Raw genomic sequence first — 19,871 nt, 5'->3', positions numbered from 1 at the left:
CACCGTCGGCACTACTTGAAGCTCGCGCCGATGAGCCCGCGGGTGGCCGACAGCAGCGCCATTTTGTTCGGTGAACCGGCCGGCGGAACGTAGAGAACTACGGGTTCGCCGAAGTTGAGTGCAAACCCCTTGGTGGTTTCCGTTCCGCCCGTGAAGACGGCGGCATCCGGACCCACGGTCAATTTGGCGTCCGCCTTGGAGGTGGCGTCGACGTTAAAGTGGAAGTTGGCGCTCACCAGTGCGCCGCCGTCGGCCGTGCGAAAAACGTGGCCGGTACCGGCCACGGGCGTATGCGAAAAGACGTACGTCGCGTCCGGGCCCTTGGCGGCAATGTCCGCCTGATATGAGTCCACGTCCGGGATGTAGACGGGATCGGTGATTTTGTCCTTCCAGGCACTGTCCGGCTTGGTCAACCTGTCTCCCAGCGCAGCTAATGCCGCCGTCGGGGACATCTGCAGGTCGGACTTATCGTCCATCGCTACCGTCTCCGCGCCCTTCTTATCGACGGTCGGGAAGGTCTCCCCCGGCAGCAGCGGGGTCGCGTGATCCAGCCTGTAATTCTCTCTCGGCGTCGTCTGCACCATGGTCAGCAGCTGCGGAACAGCGTTACCCTCGCCCTGCGTCACAGCCATGACGCTCCGCGGCCAGGTGCGGCTTGTGCTGATGACCTTGGTCAACAACTTCGAACTTGCCACCGGCATCACAGCGGCGTAATCGGCAACCTGGGACCTGATTTTGTAGTTCGCCGTCCGTAGTTCCAACGCGGATCCGGAGACCCTGCCCGTCAGTTGGCTGGCGTCCTTTGCCGCATCCGCGGTGGTCACAGCAGCCGCAACCGCATCCAATATGCGGACGAACTGGTTTTCCAACACCACCGGAACCGATGCGGTTCCGGGCGCGGGAGAGGTTGCTGTCGACGTGCCCGTAGCACCCCCCGAGGTTGCGCCCCCGGATGGCGGCGTGCTGGCCGCGTTGGCAGCCGGCGCCACGGCGCCCGTAAGCAGCAGCAGAGCAGCGGCAGCAGCCAGCGGAGCCCGGCGCGCGAAGAGCGTTCGCCCGGTCTCCCCCGCGGAAGTCGGCCCGGTAGAAGTCGGGCCAGTAGACGAGGGCCCGGTAGAAGTCGGGCCAGTAGAGGACGGGCCAGTAGAGGACGGGCCAGTAGAGGACGGCCCGGTAGAGGACGGCCGCGATGGCTCATCGGGCGCTATCGCCGTCGAACCCGTCGCGTCCGCCGAAATCGGCGTTTTGCCGTCCCTGCCACCATCGGGCCCACGCCGGGCCGGTCCTGAATTTGTGGCGCTGCGGCGCCCCTTTTTCGGCCGGAAAATCAGCAGCAGCAAAGCCATAATCAGCAGCAAAGCTCCAATCACCAGCAGCGGAACCGCCCAGGGAGTGCTCGTGTCATTAGGGGCGGTCACCGAAATATCCGTCGGAGCCGGGGCCGAACCGTCGGAGGCGACCAACAAGGACCAATTGCCGTCGACGGGCGGGGTCCACTCATAACTGACGGTTCCGGTGCCGCTCTGCTGCTGGATCCAGAGATCGGAGCCCGCAGGGTTCGGAACCGTGCCCTCGCCGTCCGTGCTCGTCGTGGACAGCACCTTGAAGTCCGCGTCCGCTCCCGTAACTGTGAGGTGGGCGGCCTTGCCAACCCAAGCGTCGACGTCGTCCGAACGGCCCGCAGCGAGCAGGATCGGCCCGCCGGACTTGACGGCGACGGTGACCGGGCTGCCGTGCAGCGTCCGGACTGCGGGATCAATAACCGTGACCGGGGCGCTCTTGGTCCCCTGCGCCACGGACGCCGTGACAGTGGCCGGCGGCGCCCAGACCGTACGCTGCCCGATTCCGAGTCCTAGGAGCACCAAGCCCAAAACGGCCAGCACTACTGCTACCTTCGAACGCACAAATATACCTAACGTCAATGGAAAAACGGGGATTCCTACTTCCCTTAAGCCTAACCGTTTTGCTATATCATGGGGATTTTGGACCGGTGCAGGTGCTCTTCCGGTCCGGTTGCCGCCTTTTTGCCGCCGCGCGTCCTGCCAGGGGCACGGCGGGAGCTACCGCCGTTAGCCGCGGGTTCATGCGGAATTCCCCGGGGTCGCCAAACGGTATGTAGCCGCTGCTGCGAGCCGAGATGAGGGCTTACTCACCTTCGCACGGCTGATAATGTTTGGCACAAAGCCCCAGCCTCAGAAGCCGCCGCGGGTGACCGAAAAGCCTCGAAGTGAAAGCAGCGAATCCCCCTTGACCTCAGCAGATGACCCCAGCCAGCATTCGCCCGCGCCCGTGCCCGTGGAGGCTGCCTCGGTGCTTACCTCCTCGCATTCCGGATTGATCGCTCGAACGCTCGGACAGCTGCGGCGGCCAATTCCCGGCGCCCATCCCCGGCTTCGTTTCGAAATGCCGCCGGACGCCGAGACCGAGCCCGTACCCCCGAAAGGGACTGACTCGTCGGATGCGACCGACGCCGCCTCCAGAAAGGCAGCTACGACCGGAGCCGCAGGTAGAAAATTCCGCAGCTCAAGGCCCGCGGTATCTCTCCAGCAGCCCATCTACATCGGATTCATGGGCACCGTGGGTGTGGGTTTGGCGTTGTTCCTGTACTTCATGCTCACGCATACCGAACAGCTGCTGCTGTGGATCGTGACGGCGCTGTTCATCGCCCTCGGCTTGGACCCGGTGGTCCGTTGGCTGGAGGCGCGCAAGGTGCCGCGCCCACTGGGAATCCTGATTTCGCTCGTCGTTCTGGTCGGCATTGTGGCCGGCTTCTTCGCCACGTTGATCCCCACCATCATTGAACAGTCCACGCAGCTGATCACCAACGCTCCCAGCTGGATCAACACTTTCCTGAACTCGGATTTCTTCAAGAATATCGACACGCAGTACCACGTGCGGGATACCATCAGCGAGCAAGTCGCCAAGTTCTTCCAGGATTCCCAGGCCGTGGGCGGAATTTTCGGCGGCGTCGTCGGAGTGGGCAGCACCATTGCCAACGGCCTGTTCGGTGCCCTTATCGTCCTGGTGCTCAGCCTGTATTTCCTGGCCTCGCTGCCGGCGATGAAACGCTGGGGCTACCGGCTCGCCCCGCGCTCGCGCCGCGACAGAGTCCGGCGGCTCAGTGAGGAAATCACCGGCTCGGTGGGCAACTACGTGATCGGCCAGGTCTGCGTCGCGGTCCTCAACGCCACTTTCGCCTTTATCGTGATGACCATCTTGGGCATTCCGTTCAGCGTTCTGCTGGCTTTCGTTGTCGCGCTGCTGGCCTTTATTCCGCTCGTGGGCGGCATGATCGCCGCCGTCGTCGTCATCCTGGTTGCACTCACTGCGGGCTGGCAGACGACGGTGATCTACGCCATCTTCTACTTCGCCTATCTGCAGTTTGAGGCGTACTTCATCTCACCGCGGATCATGCAGAAGGCCGTAGCCGTTCCAGGCGCCGTCGCCGTGATTTCGGTGATTGCCGGCGGCAGTCTGCTGGGCGTCCTCGGAGCATTAATCGCGATCCCTACGGCTGCCGCCGTCCTGCTGCTGGTCAAAGAAGTGTACATACCGCGCCAGGACAAGCACTAGCCACCGGTCTGCACAACCGACTCTGCACCAACAACGCTGCACAAACGACTCTGCACAAGCGCAGGGAACGGCCGACGGCGGAACGGCAGCGGACGCTGCCTGCGGCCGTTCGTCTCCGTCCGGGACTGCGGGTCCGCTGCTGCGTCGGTCTACGGTGGCGCGCGGTCGAGCGTGGCGCGAGCGTGTTGCGTGTCTGCCGTCGTGCGGGTCTGACGTCGAGCGGGTCTGCCGTCAGGTAGGTCTTGCTTCATGCAGCGGCCAGCGGCCCGTTCCACACCGTAGGGAGTACCGACCCCGGGCGGTCCAGCACGAGCGCGGAGATCTCGTTCAGTGCCCTGGCAGTAAACTTTTCTCCCACCCACAGGTGCTTGCCGCCGTCGATCCCCAGCACTTTCGCCTGCGGAACAGCCAAGAAGCGGTCGGCGGCTTCCGCCGGTTGCAGGTAATCGTCAAATTCGGGTACCAGCGCGGTCAGTGGCTTCCCGGACCTAGCCCATGACTGAAGATCCTCCGCGGTAGCCCGGTGCAGCGGCGGGGAGAGCAGTATTGCGCCCTCAATAGCGTCCACGACCGGCGCGCGCGCACCGTACTTTAGAACCAGCTCCGTGCCAAAGGACCAACCGACGAGCCAACGATTCGGCAGCCCGCGGCGGACCGCAAAATCCACTGCAGCCGCCACATCGGCCCGTTCGGAGATCCCCTCGCCGAAGGTCCCCTCGCTCGTGCCGCGCACAGACGAGGTCCCGCGGGTGTTGAAACGCAGCACCGCTATGCCGGCCAAAGCAGGAAGCCGGTAGGACGCCTTCCGGTAAACGTGCGAATCCATGAATCCACCGTGGGTGGGCAGCGGATGAAGCGTAATCAGCGTCCCACGGATCGGGCCCTCGGCCGGCAGCGCCAGCTCCCCTACCAGAGTCAGTCCATCGTCCGTGATCAGTTCGATGTTTTCCCGCCGGGCCGGGAGGACCGATGCCGCGCGAATCTGTTGCGCCGTTCCCGAGTCAGAAAATTCGAACGATGCGGGGTCAAATACTTCTACGCCTAGAGCCATTGGGCAAGTTTAGCCCGACGCCCGGCATCACCGCCGGTATTTGTAGCTGCGCGACTGCCAGCAGTTGGTATGCCAGTGCCGGCGGTCCGTCAGCCCGGCGGCCGCGCCAAAAAGCGAGTCCTCCTGCCAGACCACCAAGTGGGCAATTCCCGGCTGGACGGGGCGGTGACAGCCGGGGCAGGTGTAGATTTTGGCGGCATTCCGGGCGGTAATCGGACGAACCATCCATTCGCCATCCGGCGCGGACTCGCGGCGCGGGAAGCCGGAACGGGCGCGTTCCAAGTCCAGCTCTTCGGCAGCGCCGCTTCCAGCGGCGGTCTTTTGTCCCGGCCTGCCTCCGTTTGCACGGCGCGGATGATTGGAACGGGGCATGATTCCATTCTGCCTTAGATGCCACTGCCTGCTGGCGGCGTCGGATCAGTCATGGTCATGGGCTGACGAACAGCGCTGTGCAGTTGCGAAAGTCCGGAGGGGTGGTGTGGCTAAAGACCTGGCTGAAAGCGAGGTCGTGAAGGCGGGAGTGCCATCCTGTTCGAGTCGCAGGCGGTGAACGACCGCCGTGTTGTCGTGCCACCGGCCTGTTTGCCGTCCTCGATAGCTTCACCGTAACGGGGGCCTGGAGCCCTGTCGATCGCGGTCCGTCTGAGAGCACCAGGACAGTCGAAACGGCCGCAGCCGTGCGCGTCTGCGGATATTTCTCACCTGTTTTCCCCGTGGAGGTATTGGGGTGGTCAAAATGTCAGTGGCTGGTGGCAGTGTTGGGTTATGGACGGTTTTACGGGAGCATCGGGGACACCGGGCGGGGCGGGGGCACAGCCGACGACGGCGGCGCTGCTGGCTGCTGTGGTCTTGCCCGACGGTTCCGGGCCTGGACCCGGAACCGGTCCGGACTCCGGTCGTGATCGGTTGTTTCGGCCGCATCCGGGGTTTCCTGCGCGGGGGCCTGATGGTGGGGCCCCGGATCCGGTGTTCACTGCGGGGGTTGTTGCTGCGGACGAGTGGCTGGCTGAGCAGGAAGCGGTGTATAACGCGTCGGTGGCCGCGTTGACGCAATGGTCGCGTTTGGAGGCCAGGGTCGCTGCCGGGAAGGCCCGGGAGGTTGCACGCCTCGCCGCGGCGGCGGATCGGATCGGCACGGGGTTGGGGTTGGATGCATGGCAGCGGCAGGAGGCGACGGCATCGATGACGGCGGAACTGGCTGCCGCGTTATGCCTCCCGGACGCGACCGCGAACGCGCTGCTGTCGGAGAGTATCACGTTGGTTCATGACCGCCCCCGGACCCTGGCCGGCTTGGCGGCCGGAGACCTGTCCTACCGGCACGCGGAGGTCATTATTGATGAGGTGGGGTCGTTGACCGCGGTAGCGGAACCGGGTATCCCCGCCGCGGTCGCGGAGGAGTTTGAATCGCGGCTACTGGTGGTGGCGCCGGGGTTGACGGTGCCGAAGCTGAAGTCCCTGGCACGGAAATGGCGGGAGCGGGAGCACCCGGAAACGATGGTGTCCAGGCATAAAGCCGCTATCACCAAGCGCCGGCTGCAGCTGACCCCGGACCGGGATGGCATGTCCTACCTGTCCGGGTATATGCCCGCGCCCACTGCCCAGGGGATCTGGAATCGGGCGACCGAGGCTGCCCGCGCGGCCCAGGGCCCCGACGAGCCCCGGACCCTGACCCAACTACGCCTGGACATCGCCGCAGGCTGGCTACTAAGCAACACCGGACAGAACCCAGGACAGAACCCGGGACAGAACAGCGTCGGGCCGGGCTGCGACAACGGGCAGGGCAAAGTCGGCGACAGGCAGGGCGGCGACAGACACGGCAGCCCATCCGGTGAGCTCGCCGGGCCTGCTGACTTGGATTACCAGGATGACCAGGATGCGGGCGTGGGGAGTGCGGGTGGGTGTCCTTTGCCACGGGCCCAGGTGCTGGTCGCGATCCCTGTTTTCGCTTTGCTGGGGTTGACCGATGAACCGGCTGATTTGGAAGGGTACGGGCCGATTCCACCTGATGTGGCCCGTCAACTCGCCGCCGAGAGCCCGGAAATGATCAGGTTGCTGATCCATCCGCATACCGGTGAGCCGCTGGCCATCGGTAGGGAACGGTACCGGGTGAGCGCGCGCCTGCGGGCCTGGTTACGGGCCCGGGACCAGACGTGCACGTTCCCCGGGTATAACACCGTCACTGCCGATACTCAACTCGATCACATCACCGGATGGGAACACGGCAGCGGGACCGGCGGGAAGGAATTGACGGATGAGTGTAAAAAGCATCACCTGATCAAACACTTCAAAGACGGTAAAAACCGCCACGGGAAACGCACCGGCAGATTCGCCCCCCATGATGGGTCATCCCCTGACGGGGAAACCAGCGTCGGCGACCTGCCCGGACCACAGCTGCGGGGCTGGACCCCGTCCATAACCGATACCGGGCAGACAGCATGGACCTCACCGGCCGGAAAATACTACCCGCCGTCGCCACCGGACCACCACCGGCCACGTTTGCCAAAACTGCTCACCAACCCGGTAACAGCCCACACCACGGCACCAGGAATAAACCAGCCCTGGGATCCCTGCCACGACGAAGCGTATTGCACTCTGTTCCTCATCGACTCAGAGATACCAAGTGACCCCGAGGGACCTGGGTCTACTACGTCGGATTACAGCTAACGCAGCCGGGTTATCCGGCACAGCTTTGGCACAGCTGCGGTATCCCGGCCGGCTGCGGCATCACCGGCATGGCCACGCCAGCACGCGCAGGGTGATCCGACATCGTCGGCTAACACGTGCCGCCCCTGCGCATGTCGAGATCATCTGTCCGTGCGGGCAGTTCGCGATCGGTCACGAATGGGACGGTAGAGTTCTCTGGGTGCGTTTAGTTATAGCTCGTTGCTCCGTTGATTATGTCGGCCGACTTAAAGCTCATCTCCCGCTGGCCATCCGTCTGCTGCTGATCAAGGCCGACGGTTCGGTTCTGGTCCATTCTGACGGTGGGTCCTATAAACCCCTGAACTGGATGAGTCCGCCCGCCACGCTCCGAAGGACGACCCCGGCTGAGACGGATCTGGAAGAGGGTGTGGAGGAACAGTGGATCGTCCAGTCGGCTAAGGCCGATGATCGGCTGATAATCAACATCTACGAGCAGCTCCACGACAGCAGCCACGATCTGGGCGTGGATCCGGGCCTGATCAAGGACGGCGTGGAAGCGGATCTGCAGCGTCTGCTGGCAGAGCAAATTCACACGTTGGGCGATGGCTTCACACTTATCCGCCGCGAGTATTTCACTGCGATCGGGCCAGTGGACATTCTGGCCCGGGATGCGACCGGCGGAACGGTCGCCGTCGAGCTCAAGCGCCGTGGCGATATTGACGGCGTTGAGCAGCTGACGCGTTACCTTGAGCTGTTAAACCGTGACCCCCTGCTGGCACCGGTTCGCGGAGTGTTTGCGGCGCAGCAAATCAAGCCGCAGGCGAGGGTGCTGGCGGTTGACCGTGGCATCGAGTGCCTCACGTTGGATTACGACGCCATGCGCGGGGTGGATGACACATCGACGCGGCTCTTCTAGACCGGTCGCTGGCTGGGCTCAGTCGCTGACTAGACTCATTAGATGACTTGGAACGCTTCCCCGGGACCCAACGGCACGAGCACGGACAGGAAGCTGATTAGCGGAACGCTGGTAACCGACGGGGCCGTTATTGACAACGGATTGCTGGCCGTCGAGGGCGACAGGATCATCTACGCAGGCCCGGCCTCGGGTTTTGACACTGCGGGTTTTCACAGTGCGGGTTTTGACAGTGCGGATTTTGACAGCGTGGGCCTTGATAGCTCGGGCTTGGACAGCACGGGGTTTCCCGCGGCAGCTCCCGGCGCGGCGCACTCACGCGGGCCTGCCGACGTCGAACGGCTTGAGCTCCCGGCCGGGTCGTACATCCTGCCCGGGCTGGTGGATATCCATAACCATGGCGGAAATGGCGGGGATTTTCCCGGCGGGGAGGAGTCGTCTGCGCGACGGGCGGTGGATTTCCTGCACCGCAGCGGCACCACCACCTTGCTGGCCAGCATGGTCACCGCCTCGCGTGAGGATCTTCTGGCGGGGATTGGCGTTTACGTTGGTCTGACGCACGAGGGGCTGCTGGCAGGGATCCATTTGGAGGGTCCTTTCCTCTCGCATGCCCGGTGCGGGGCACAAAATCCGAAGTGGCTGCGTGAGCCGGACCTGGCTCTGATGGCCGAGCTGATCGAGGCGGGCCAGGGCCAGATCGTCACGATGACGTACGCCCCCGAGCTTCCCGGTGCCGGCGGACTCGTGGATCTGATGACAGCGCACGGCATCACTCCCGCGCTGGGACACACGGACTGCGATACGGCGACGGCGGCAGCCTCTCTTGAGCAGGCCCGTGAAGGTCTGTCCTCGTCCGGGTTTACCGGGACGGGCGGGCGGCCGACCGTGACGCACCTTTTCAACGGCATGCCGCCGATGCATCACCGCTCCCCCGGCCCCGTGGCCGCGTGTCTACCGGCGGCCAAGGCCGGGTATGCCGCCGTCGAGCTGATCGCAGACAATACGCACCTTGACCCGCAGACGGTCCGGATGGTCTTCAACCTGGTGGGTGCGGCCAACGTGCTGTTGGTGACGGATTCGATGGCCGCCGCCGGACTTTCCGACGGCCGGTACATGTTGGGGCCTTCACCCGTAACGGTGACCGACGGTGTAGCGACGCTCGACGCGACGGGCTCGATTGCCGGCGGCACGGCGACGCTGCTGGATGTGGTGCGCAGGACCTTCGCGGCCGGTATCCCACTGCAGGACGCGGTACTGGCGGCAACAGCGGTTCCTGCGGCGGTTCTTGGTCTTTCCGACGAGATCGGCGGTCTGCGCCGTGGGCTACGGGCGGACGCTGTGATCGTTGACGGCGGGCTGCACCTGACGAGTGTCCTGAGGCAGGGACTGTGGCTGCCGGCCTGGGAATCCTCCGCCGCCTGAGACACGCCCGTTGGCGGGGGGTGCCACGTTTATGAAACCAGCGTCCGCAGCAACCGCGCGGTCTGCCGAACGGAAAGCCCGGGCAGATACGCCGCGGACAGAGCCCGTCCAATGGCGGGCAGCGTCAGCGGATCGGGATAGAACATGTACAGAGTCCGGTATTCGGGCTGGAAACGGGATTTAAAATGGGCCAGCGAACGGAATCCGTACACCGGCTCCAGGGCGTTGCCGACGATATTGAGCATGCGTGCCAGCGCCACGTCCGCACGCTGAAGATCAGCGCCGCCGGAGTCCGGGTCCGTTGAGCCCCTTTCCGTTGAGCCCCTTTCCGTTGAGTCCGGGTCCCGGGGGTCTGGACCGTTGGAGTCCGTCCCGCCTGGTCCCTCCTGTGCGGGAGCCAGCGGCGAACCGGAGAGAGAGATCATTTCCACGGAGTCCCGCAGTTTCAGCACGGCAGAGGCGATCAGGAAGTCCATCACGCCGGAGAAGCCGTTCGTCGCCCGCCGCATGAAATCCAACGTCCAGCTGACAACTGCTCCGTCGGAATACACCGGCAGCCAGCTGGTGACACCGTGCACCAAACCGGCAGAATCCACCGCAACAGCGCAGAGCACGTCGTCATCCATCAGCTCCTCAAGGGATCCGAGCGTGAAGCCCATTTCCGGTACCGCTCTGCGGGTGGCCCATTCTTCGGAGACTTCAACGACCTGCTGCCGCAGGTGCGCCGGCAGCTCCCGGTAGGCAGACCACACCACGCTGATCCCCAGCTTGCTGGCCTTGTTCAGCGCGGTCCTGACATTCTGCCAGTCCTTGCCCTTGAATCGGAGCTCGCGGATGCGCAGCCGCGTCTCCTGCGCCACCGGCACGCGGCTGAAGCCCTCGTCGCGCAGGTGCGGCCAAAAATCGCCCGTAACGGAGTAAAGGCAGGGCGTGAGCGCCCGTTCGGCGCAGAAGCCCAGAAAGCCTTGCACGGCCTTGTGCTGCATGTCTGGTTCGCCGAACGGACCGGCCACGGTGAGCGCAACGGTTCCGTGCTCCTGATAGGCGATGCCGGCCCTGCCATCGGGGGTAAACCAGTAATGATTGTTGGGCCAAAGAGCCATCCAGGACAGCGAGTCCCCGCCCACCCGGACCAGCCGGCACGCCCGATCTACGTCGTCGTCGCCGCGAAACCGCCGCCTGCCCTGTACGAGGAAAGCCGTCAGAACGCCGGTTAGCACGATCAGCCAGAATAGCGGCCCACTGAGGTGGAATAAGAGGATCTCCAACTGATCCCGGCCGGCAAAGGCCTGTGCGAGCTGTCCGGGAACCGGCAGTGGAAGGTACGCACGCGCCAGCTCCGTCAGTAGGGACCGCACTCCCCCCGGGCGTCCCAGGCCTCCGTTGGAAATCCAGGTGAGGCTGTAGGCGCCGGTGAATACCAGCCAAGTCAGCACTATCAGCGCAAGCAGACGCTGCCAAACCCACCGTGCGGTAAACACCGTGAACCGCCTCCGGTACAGAAACAGGACGACAGCGACCAGCAAGGGAGTCAGCGCGACCGGCAGTAAGTGGGCGAAGCCTGCCCCCGGCATCGTGGAGTCGAGGAAGGTGACTCCTGGGGCCCTGCCGTGCGCATGCAGGGGGCTGTGCGGAATCCTGGCAAAGAGCGAGAGGTAGCTGAACAATAGACCCGCCACGAGTAGTTGCACGCCAATTGCCATCCACACGGCCAGACGGTGGCCCCGCCGCAGTCCCTCGGCACAGACCAACAACAACAATGCCGGAACAACCGCGAGTCCGAGGGTCAGAGTTCCCAAGCCTGCATTGTTCTGCGCCAACTGTAGGCAGGCCGCATCGACTGTGGAACCACAGCTGTCCTGCAGCTGGTTGAGGGTTGGCACCGGGTTCAGTACAACATCGCGCACAATGGCCAACGGTCCCGATGGGCTCTTCGCGACGGCAGCGAGCAAGGGACCGATCGCGAAAATGGCCACGACGATCGCGAGCATGTTCCTCACCTCGCGGGCCGTTGACCGGTGAAAGCGAACATTGATGCTGGCTGATCTTCGCCAGCAGGCAACCGTGAACCCGGACAATGCTCCCGCCAGCACCAGAACCGATTCCGCATGGCCGATGTAGAGAACAAGCATGAGTGCAGCGGCGAAAACCCCCACGCGCAGTCTGCGCCGCCAGAGCGGTCCCAGCGTTCCGGCAGCCGCCACGGCACAGGCGACGGCAGCCGGGTAGGGCCCCAGCAGGACGGCTTCGGACATTGTACCGAGCCAGCTATCGCCCCAATACCGGGCCAGTTGCGTGGCAAGGGTGAAGGCGGCTATGGCGGCAATGTTCCCATACAAAAACACGACCGCAGCCCGCAGCGATCCGATTCGCAGCTCCAGCAATCCGACGAATCCGGCAATCATTGCGGTGGACAGGAGGTAGGCGGCGGGATTCGTGGCAAAGAAGATCGACGTGAACATGGTCCACCATTGACCGTCGTGGAAGTGCTGCAATTGCCAGCTGATGCCGTTGAGCTGGCCGGAAGCAGGGCCGGCCAGGAAGCTTCCCGTCAACGCTGCCAGCAGCCAGAAAAGCGCCACAGCGGACACGGTGAATGGCACACGCCGCCGCAGCCAGCGACCGCGATCCGCCCAGCGGCCGCGGCGGGAAGGCTGCGGCGTTTGCGCCTTGGTGCTCAAATTTTTCAGCACGTCCATGCTGGAGCTATCGCCAGGTCCCAATGCCTATCACGGGACCAGCCTCAAGCCAGGATGATAATCCCGCGTAGGCGTCAAATTTCATCGCCATCAGCAATTCCTGGCCTTCGTAGCTCAGGGTGACAATCACAGCGTCGGGTTGGACCCTGACGCGTTCGGATTCGGTGGGCTGCCGCCGGCCCACCAGGACAATCGAACTGCGCCGGAAGGTGTGCCGCGCCCGCGGGCTCAGCGACACCAGTCTGAACCATTCCAGATCCGCGTCCTGATAACGACAAACCCCCATCTGCCACCGGTTTCCCGATGAGCAAATGGAGGCGTCGACCGTTCCGAATGCGCGCTGCAATTGAAAGCGGCGGATCCCGAACAGGCACAGAATGAGAACGAACAGCAGGAAAACCGCTGCAATGACGATGAACTGGGTTCCGGGCTCGTTCATCTGTTGGAGGCTATCGGATCCCCGTGTTGGCTGAACCGGCCGCATCGTGAAGCTGAGCGTTGTCAGCCACAATGACAACGCGGTCGCTGTCCACGGAGAAGAACCCGCCATCAACAGTCACGGAAATCCTGGCGCCGTCAACGGGTTCGATGGCCAGTTCACCCTCCGCAAGAATCGCCAGCAGCGGAGCGTGCCCAGGCAGGATGCCGATCTCGCCGTCGCTGGTGCGGCCCTTGACCATCTTCGCCGCGCCGGACCAGACAAAATGGTCCGCCGCGACGATTTCTACTTCGAGCTGAGCCATCTTACTTGGTCGATTCCTGGATGGCTGCCCACTGGCGTTCAACATCATCGAGGCCACCAATGTTGAAGAACGCCTGCTCAGCGATGTGGTCTACATCGCCGTTACAGATCGCGTTGAAACCTTCGATGGTGTCCTTGATCGCGACCGTTGAACCCTCAACGCCGGTGAACTGCTTGGCCGTGTAGGTGTTCTGCGAAAGGAACTGCTGGATGCGGCGGGCACGTGCCACCACAATCTTGTCCTCTTCGCCCAGCTCGTCGATGCCGAGGATCGCGATGATGTCCTGCAGTTCCTTGTTCTTCTGCAGGATCTGCTTCACGCGCACAGCGGTGTTGTAGTGCTCATGGCCGATGTACTGCGGGTCCAGGATCCGCGATGTGGAGGTCAGCGGGTCCACGGCCGGGTAGAGTCCACGCGAAGCGATTTCACGGGACAGTTCAGTCGTCGCATCCAAGTGCGCGAACGTGGTGGCAGGAGCCGGATCCGTGTAGTCATCCGCGGGGACGTAAATGGCCTGCATGGACGTGATCGAGTGGCCCTTGGTGGATGTGATGCGCTCCTGGAGCAGACCCATCTCATCGGCCAGGTTGGGCTGGTACCCCACGGCGGAAGGCATCCGGCCCAACAGCGTGGAAACTTCCGAGCCGGCCTGCGTGAAGCGGAAAATGTTGTCGATGAACAACAGCACGTCCTGGTTCTGCACATCACGGAAGTACTCCGCCATCGTCAGGGCAGAGAGCGCAACCCGAAGGCGCGTTCCCGGTGGCTCATCCATCTGGCCGAATACTAGCGCGGTGTCCTTTAGGACACCCGCTTCTTCCATTTCAACCCACAGGTCGTTGCCCTCGCGGGTACGCTCTCCCACACCGGCGAATACCGAGGTACCACCGAAGTTGCGGGCCACACGGGTGATCATTTCCTGGATCAGCACGGTTTTACCAACACCGGCGCCACCAAACAAACCGATCTTGCCGCCCTGGATGTAGGGGGTGAGCAGGTCGATCACCTTGATACCGGTTTCCAGCATCTCGGTGGAACCCTCAAGGGTGGCGAAGGCAGGTGCCTTGCGGTGAATCGGCCAGCGCTCGGTGATATTGAGCTCCGAGGCGTCAACGTCCAGCGGCTCGCCGAGGACATTGAAGATGTGACCCTTGACCCCGTCGCCCACTGGAACGGTGATGGGCGAACCGGTGTCCGCCACGGCCGTTCCGCGGACCAGGCCGTCGGTGGCCTGCAGGGAGATGGCGCGGACGAGGTTGTCACCCAGGTGCAGAGCGGTCTCGAAAGTGATGGTGCGGGTAACGCCGTCGAGGGTTACCGAGGTGGTGAGGGCGTTGTAGATTCCCGGGATAGCATCCGCGGGGAACTCAACGTCCACGACGGGGCCAATAACGCGGGCAATACGCCCGGTAGCACCGGCCTTGGAGGCTACCTGTTCTGTGCTGGTGACTGTCATCTCTCTCGCTTCAATCAGTAGATGGCGTGGGGTTAAGTCTAACGTGTGCGGAACCTTGCGCTCCGATGCTGCGGCTAAGATGCGCTGAGCGCGTCCGCCCCGGCAACGATCTCGGAAAGTTCCTGGGTGATTTCGGCCTGACGGGCCGTATTACGCAGTCTGGTGTACTTCTTAATCAGGTCCGTGGCGTTGTCCCCGGCCGATTTCATTGCCCTCTGGCGGGCGGCGAGTTCACTCGCTGCCGCCTGCAGGAAAGCGTTGAAGATCCGGGATTCGATGTACCGCGGCAGCAGTGCATCGAGCACCTTTTCCGTCTCCGGCTCGAACTCGTACAACGGCAGCAGATCCTCGGCAGAAGCCGCCTGTTCCTCAACCACCTCAAGAGGCAGCAGTCGGACAACGGTGGGAACCTGCACGACCATCGACTGGAAACGGGTGGAGACGACGTGGATCTCGTCCACGCCACCCTTCTCGTAATCCGTTGCGAAGGCCGTCAATACCGCGGCCCCGACCTCACGCGCAGTTTTGAACTCCGGAGCATCGGTGCCCCCGGTCCAGACGCGAACATATTCACGGCCGCGGAAGTCGAAGTAGGCCTGCGCCTTACGGCCGATCAGGTAATACTCGATTTCCTTACCTTCAGCGGTCAGCAGCTCCCGCAGAGCCTCGGCCTGCTTGAGAACGCCGGCGGAATAGGAACCAGCCAGGCCCCGGTCAGAGGTAACAATGACGACGGCGGCACGGCGGATCTGTTCCGGCTCGGTGGTGAGCGGGTGGTCAATTTCCGACTGAGACGCCACAGCCGACACCGCACGGGTGATGGCGTTCGCGTACGGCAGGGAAGATGCCACGCGGGCACGTGCCTTACCAATGCGCGAGGTAGCGATCAGTTCCATCGCCTTGAAGATCTTGCGCATCGACGTCGTCGAGGTGATCTTCTGGCGGTAGACCCGGATCTGGGCTCCCATAGTCTTCCTTTCAGGTACCGCTGGTTGAACTAGTTCAAACCCTGCTGGTCGAGCCTGCCGAAACCTGCAGAGGTTTCGGCAGGCTCACCCAGGGTTGCTAGCGCTTCTGCTTGACGATCTTTTCTTGGTCTACCTCTGAGCCGGCCAGAGCATCATGCTCTTCGTGTCCGGCGCCCACCAGGTGGTCATCGCCCTCGCCGAAGAAACCCTTCTTGAACTCCGTGATGGAGGTCTTCAGCGCTTCGGCCGTGTCGTCGTCGAGCACGTTGGTTTGCGCCAGCGTGGTCAGCACCGAGGAGCTGTGCCGCAGGTGCTCCAGGAAATCGGCCTCGAAACGACTGACATCCTCCACCGGAACATCGTCCAGGTAGCCCTTGGTGCCCGCCCAAATGGAGACCACCTGGTTCTCGACCGGGAACGGCGAGTACTGGCCCTGCTTGAGCAGTTCCATCAGGCGTGCACCACGCGTCAACTGCTGACGCGATGCGGCATCCAAATCGGAGGCGAACATGGAGAACGCCTGCATGTCGCGGTACTGGGCCAGGTCCAGCTTCAAAGTACCGGAGACCTTCTTCATGGATTTCACCTGGGCAGAACCACCCACGCGGGACACCGAAACACCCACGTCGACGGCGGGACGCTGGTTGGCATTGAAGAGGTCCGACTGCAGGAAGATCTGTCCATCGGTGATGGAGATCACGTTGGTCGGGATGTAGGCCGAGACGTCGTTTGCCTTAGTTTCGATCAGAGGCAGCCCCGTCATCGAACCGGCACCGAGCTCATCGGAGAGCTTGGCACAACGCTCCAGCAGACGGGAGTGCAGGTAGAACACATCACCGGGGTAGGCCTCGCGGCCCGGCGGGCGGCGCAGCAGCAATGAAACGGCGCGGTAGGCCTCGGCCTGCTTCGACAGGTCGTCAAAGACGATCAGAACATGCTTGCCGCCGTACATCCAGTGCTGGCCAATGGCCGAACCGGCATACGGTGCCAGGTATTTGAAGCCGGCCGGGTCGGAAGCCGGGGACGCCACGATCGTGGTGTATTCCAGCGCGCCGTTATCCTCAAGGGTCTGCCGGACGGCGGCAATAGTGGAAGCCTTTTGACCAATCGCAACGTAGATGCAGCGGACCTGCTTATTGACGTCACCAGAGGCCCAGTTGGCCTTCTGGTTGATGATCGTATCGATCGCGATGGCGGACTTACCCGTCTGGCGGTCACCGATGATCAGCTGGCGCTGGCCCCGGCCGATCGGAATCATCGCGTCGATGGCCTTCAGGCCGGTCTGCATCGGTTCGTGAACCGACTTTCGCTGCGTAACGCCCGGAGCCTGCAGCTCCAGGGCGCGACGGCCCTCGGCATGAATCTCGCCCAGGTCATCGATCGGGACGCCCAGCGGGTCGACAACACGGCCCAGGAACTCGTCCCCGACGGGCACCGAGAGAACTTCACCGGTGCGGTGAACCTCCTGGCCCTCTTCGATGCCGGCGAAGTCACCAAGAACAATGACGCCGATTTCCCGTACGTCAAGGTTCTGGGCCAGCCCCAGCGTTCCGTCCTCAAAGCGCAGCAGCTCGTTGGCCATGACGGAGGGAAGACCCTCCACACGGGCGATGCCATCGCCGGCCGAGGTTACTCGGCCAACTTCAACGCGCTCGGCGTTGCCAGGCTCGTAGGACGCCGCGAACTCATTCAACGCGTTACGGACATCGTCGGCGTTGATGGTCAATTCGGCCATCTGCAGTCCCTGCTCTCCTATTTCGCGATCACCGTTAATCACGATGACCTAACTGTGACCTGTCCGGTTCAGATGACCGGCGGTCGATTAGTCTCTATTACGCAGGCCCTCTAGCCGGCCAGCTGGCGGCGAAGCTCGCCGAGCCGGGAAATAACCGAAGCATCCACTACTTCGTCCCCTACCCGCACACGCACCCCGCCGATCAGCGTCGGATCAACAATGATGTTGATCTTCAGCTCACGTCCATACAGGCTGTTCAGGCCAGCCTGCAGCCTCTCGGTCTGCTGCCCAGTCAGCGGGCGGCTCACCGTGACGCCCGCGATCCAGCGCTGCTGCCGCTTGGCTGACAGGTCCGCAAAGCGCTCAATGAGCTTTGTGACTCTGACGCCACGCGGATGGGCCACCGCCTGGCTGATCAACGCACGGGCCTCATCGCCCGCGTGGGGCACCAGCTTCAGCGCCAACGTAATCTTCGCCGCAGCGCTTGCCTGCGGTTGGGCAAATGCGCCCTGTACCTCGTGACTGGATTCAACGGCCCGGTTGAAGTCGAACAAGTCGTCCTCCAAACGCTCGAGCCCGCTCGCCCCTGAACCGGCAACACCGGGAACGGTGCTGGGACTTGCAGCCCCGGCACCGTTTTCCGCTACGGCAATGGCCACGGTGGCGGCCACGGTTTCGAGTGCATCGCCGATGTCACGGGCCGCTGCCCAGCGCGAGGCTGCCAGCTTGGCGACAATGTTTTCGGCCTGCGCGGACACCTTGCCCTTGACCAGTCCGTCAACCAGCGCCGCTTTGGCAGCGCCGCTGCGCGACGGATCGGTCAACGCCCGCCGCAGACCGGCTGAACTATCGATAGCGCCAAGGACGCCGAACAACTCCTCCGCCAGCGTCAGCGAAGCGGTTGGAAGCTGGTGCGCAAGATCGGCCAGCGCCTCGGTCAGCGATTCGCTCGATACCCCTGCCATTACTGGAGAGCACCTGCGCTCTGCTTAGATGTGCCCTGATCTTCCAGATCGGCCAGGAAACGATCGACCACGCGCGTGGAACGCTCATCATCGTTGAGCGATTCGCCAACGATGCGACCGGCTAATGTCGTAGCCAAGCTGCCGACCTCGGCGCGCAACGACACAACGGCGGCCTGACGCTCGGCGGCTATAGCCACCTGTGCCTGCTCCGTGATACGGGCGGACTCGGCTGCTGCCTTGTCCTTGAGGTCCGCCAGGATAAGGGCACCCTCGGCACGTGCTTCTTCGCGGATGCGATTGGCCTCGGCGCGGGCGTCCGTGAGCTGCTGTTTGTATTCGTTCAGCGCCTCGGTAGCCTCGGCCTGAGCCTTCTCGGCCTTGGCGATGCCACCTTCGATCGCTTCGGTGCGCTCGGCAAAAGTCTTCTCGAACATCGGGACAACAAACTTGACCACAATGAACATGAGGATCGCAAAGCCCACCGCAACAACGAGAATTTCCCACCCGTTCGGGACCAGTGGATTCTCGGCTACCGCGTCAGAGGCGGCGGAAATCATGAGACTGTTCATATTTCGCCCGTCCTATCTACTCGCAAATGAAGTGTTGTCTCTTTACTTGAGAACGAACGCGAACACGAGGCCAAGAATGGCGAGGGCTTCGGTCAGTGCCAGGCCGAGGAAGGCGATGGGCTGCAGGACGCGCTGGGCTTCCGGCTGACGTGCCACGCCGTTGATGTAGGCCGCGAAGACCAGTCCCACACCAATAGCTCCACCAATCGCGGAGAGGCCGTAGCCAACGAGGTTGATAGAACCGTTGATTGTGCCGTTCATGAATATTCCTTTCAAGATGCCCGAAGGCAGGTTGTTTGGTTCAAGTAATCCCCCGCGGGGAATGCTGGATACTAGTGGCTGTCCGCGTGGACAGCGCCCTCAATGTAGATCGCCGTGAGCAACACAAAGACATACGCCTGCAGCACCATAATTAACGCTTCCAGCATGTACATCGCAACCGATCCGGCGAGGACCAGAACTGAGGCACCCTTCATCAATGCACTTTCCTGCATGATGAGGAATTCAATGCCGGAGCCCGCGATCAGGACGATCAGGTGTCCGGCCAGCATGGTCGCAAAAAGACGCAAACTGTGCGTCATCGGACGGACCAGGAAATTTGAAATAATCTCGATCGGAACCACCAGCGGCAGAATATACCACGGCACCCCCGAGGGAACAACGGCCAGCTTCAGGAAACGGATGCCGTTGACCTTCAGGCCAGCACCAATCCAGATCACGTAGACAAGGGCCGCCAGCAGATATGCGCCGCCGACGTGGGAGAAGCTGGGCAACTGGATAAACGGAATGGCTCCGTAAATGTTGTTGATCAGAATGAAGAAGAACAGCGAGAACAGCAGCGGAACATACTTCATGAAGTCCTTGCCGCCGATCACATCCTTCGCGACTGAGTTGCGGACGAAGTTGTAACCCACTTCGCCGGCAAACTGCAGCTTCCCGGGAACCAGCTTGCCCTTGCGCGCAGCGGCAACGAAGAACCAGGAAATGAGGGCCACGGAGAGCAGGACCAGCAGCATCTGCTTGGTGAACTCGAAGTCTCCGATGGTGAACAGCGGTGCCAGGTGGCTGTTGACGCCGGGCGGGTTGAACGATCCACCATCTTGGGCGGGGAGCGTAAGCGCGATCAACGCGTTT

The 19,871-nt window shown here is 62.9% G+C and carries 17 protein-coding genes; 4 read left to right on the top strand and 13 right to left on the bottom strand.

Annotated features, from left to right (window positions below; all coding sequences use genetic code 11):
- Positions 1–11: 11 nt before the first annotated feature.
- On the bottom strand, positions 12–1,904 hold the full coding sequence (locus tag OS914_RS10675; protein ID WP_267546045.1) for a DUF8094 domain-containing protein: 1,893 nt from the start codon (positions 1,902–1,904) through the stop codon (positions 12–14).
- Positions 1,905–2,208: 304 nt separating this feature from the next.
- On the opposite strand from OS914_RS10675, the gene OS914_RS10670 reads away from it, so the two are divergent.
- Entirely contained in the window at positions 2,209–3,573 is a 1,365-nt protein-coding gene (locus OS914_RS10670; RefSeq protein ID WP_420713930.1) for an AI-2E family transporter, read from the top strand.
- A gap of 247 nt (positions 3,574–3,820) precedes the next feature.
- On the opposite strand, the gene OS914_RS10665 is transcribed toward OS914_RS10670, so the two are convergent.
- A complete protein-coding gene (locus OS914_RS10665) occupies positions 3,821–4,624 on the bottom strand; it encodes an alpha/beta hydrolase (protein WP_267546044.1) in 804 nt (267 codons plus the stop codon).
- A gap of 27 nt (positions 4,625–4,651) precedes the next feature.
- On the bottom strand, positions 4,652–4,996 hold the full coding sequence (locus OS914_RS10660; protein ID WP_267546043.1) for an ATP/GTP-binding protein: 345 nt from the start codon (positions 4,994–4,996) through the stop codon (positions 4,652–4,654).
- 393 nt (positions 4,997–5,389) lie between these two features.
- On the opposite strand from OS914_RS10660, the gene OS914_RS10655 reads away from it, so the two are divergent.
- The 3 genes from OS914_RS10655 (at position 5,390) to OS914_RS10645 (ending at position 9,602) form a co-directional block, all read left to right on the top strand.
- Positions 5,390–7,288: an HNH endonuclease signature motif containing protein gene (locus OS914_RS10655; RefSeq protein WP_267546042.1), complete on the top strand. Its 1,899-nt coding sequence runs from the start codon at positions 5,390–5,392 to the stop codon at positions 7,286–7,288.
- A 199-nt stretch (positions 7,289–7,487) separates the two neighbouring features.
- Entirely contained in the window at positions 7,488–8,183 is a 696-nt protein-coding gene (gene nucS / locus OS914_RS10650) for an endonuclease NucS (protein WP_267546041.1), read from the top strand.
- A gap of 42 nt (positions 8,184–8,225) precedes the next feature.
- The gene (locus OS914_RS10645; protein ID WP_267546040.1) at positions 8,226–9,602 is read left to right on the top strand and encodes an N-acetylglucosamine-6-phosphate deacetylase; all 1,377 of its coding nucleotides are present in this window, start codon (positions 8,226–8,228) and stop codon (positions 9,600–9,602) included.
- A gap of 29 nt (positions 9,603–9,631) precedes the next feature.
- On the opposite strand, the gene OS914_RS10640 is transcribed toward OS914_RS10645, so the two are convergent.
- The 10 genes from OS914_RS10640 to atpB form a co-directional block, all read right to left on the bottom strand.
- The gene (locus OS914_RS10640) at positions 9,632–12,301 is read right to left on the bottom strand and encodes a bifunctional lysylphosphatidylglycerol flippase/synthetase MprF (protein WP_267546039.1); all 2,670 of its coding nucleotides are present in this window, start codon (positions 12,299–12,301) and stop codon (positions 9,632–9,634) included.
- Positions 12,302–12,308: 7 nt separating this feature from the next.
- Positions 12,309–12,740 (bottom strand): DUF2550 domain-containing protein, encoded by a 432-nt coding sequence (locus OS914_RS10635; RefSeq protein ID WP_267546038.1) that lies wholly within the window; start codon positions 12,738–12,740, stop codon positions 12,309–12,311.
- Between the two features lie 10 nt (positions 12,741–12,750).
- The gene (locus OS914_RS10630; RefSeq protein ID WP_267546037.1) at positions 12,751–13,044 is read right to left on the bottom strand and encodes a F0F1 ATP synthase subunit epsilon; all 294 of its coding nucleotides are present in this window, start codon (positions 13,042–13,044) and stop codon (positions 12,751–12,753) included.
- A gap of 1 nt (position 13,045) precedes the next feature.
- A complete protein-coding gene (atpD, locus tag OS914_RS10625) occupies positions 13,046–14,500 on the bottom strand; it encodes a F0F1 ATP synthase subunit beta (RefSeq protein ID WP_267546036.1) in 1,455 nt (484 codons plus the stop codon).
- Positions 14,501–14,574: 74 nt separating this feature from the next.
- A complete protein-coding gene (locus OS914_RS10620) occupies positions 14,575–15,468 on the bottom strand; it encodes a F0F1 ATP synthase subunit gamma (RefSeq protein ID WP_267546035.1) in 894 nt (297 codons plus the stop codon).
- 97 nt (positions 15,469–15,565) lie between these two features.
- A complete protein-coding gene (gene atpA / locus OS914_RS10615) occupies positions 15,566–17,203 on the bottom strand; it encodes a F0F1 ATP synthase subunit alpha (RefSeq protein ID WP_267546034.1) in 1,638 nt (545 codons plus the stop codon).
- Between the two features lie 110 nt (positions 17,204–17,313).
- Positions 17,314–18,168 carry an ATP synthase F1 subunit delta gene (atpH, locus tag OS914_RS10610; protein ID WP_267546033.1) on the bottom strand — a complete coding sequence of 285 codons (855 nt, stop codon included), beginning with the start codon at positions 18,166–18,168 and terminating at the stop codon, positions 17,314–17,316.
- On the bottom strand, positions 18,168–18,737 hold the full coding sequence (locus OS914_RS10605; RefSeq protein ID WP_267546032.1) for a F0F1 ATP synthase subunit B: 570 nt from the start codon (positions 18,735–18,737) through the stop codon (positions 18,168–18,170). The genes atpH and OS914_RS10605 overlap by 1 nt, the downstream gene beginning before the upstream one ends.
- 42 nt (positions 18,738–18,779) lie before the next feature.
- Positions 18,780–18,998: an ATP synthase F0 subunit C gene (atpE, locus tag OS914_RS10600; protein ID WP_196398210.1), complete on the bottom strand. Its 219-nt coding sequence runs from the start codon at positions 18,996–18,998 to the stop codon at positions 18,780–18,782.
- Positions 18,999–19,069: 71 nt separating this feature from the next.
- Positions 19,070–19,864 (bottom strand): F0F1 ATP synthase subunit A, encoded by a 795-nt coding sequence (gene atpB, locus OS914_RS10595; RefSeq protein ID WP_267546031.1) that lies wholly within the window; start codon positions 19,862–19,864, stop codon positions 19,070–19,072.
- Positions 19,865–19,871: the final 7 nt, after the last annotated feature.

This window comes from Arthrobacter endolithicus (assembly GCF_026627425.1).
Taxonomy (GTDB): domain Bacteria; phylum Actinomycetota; class Actinomycetes; order Actinomycetales; family Micrococcaceae; genus Arthrobacter_M.
Note: the sequence above shows the minus strand (reverse complement) of the source record. Positions and strands in the feature narration are given on the sequence as shown.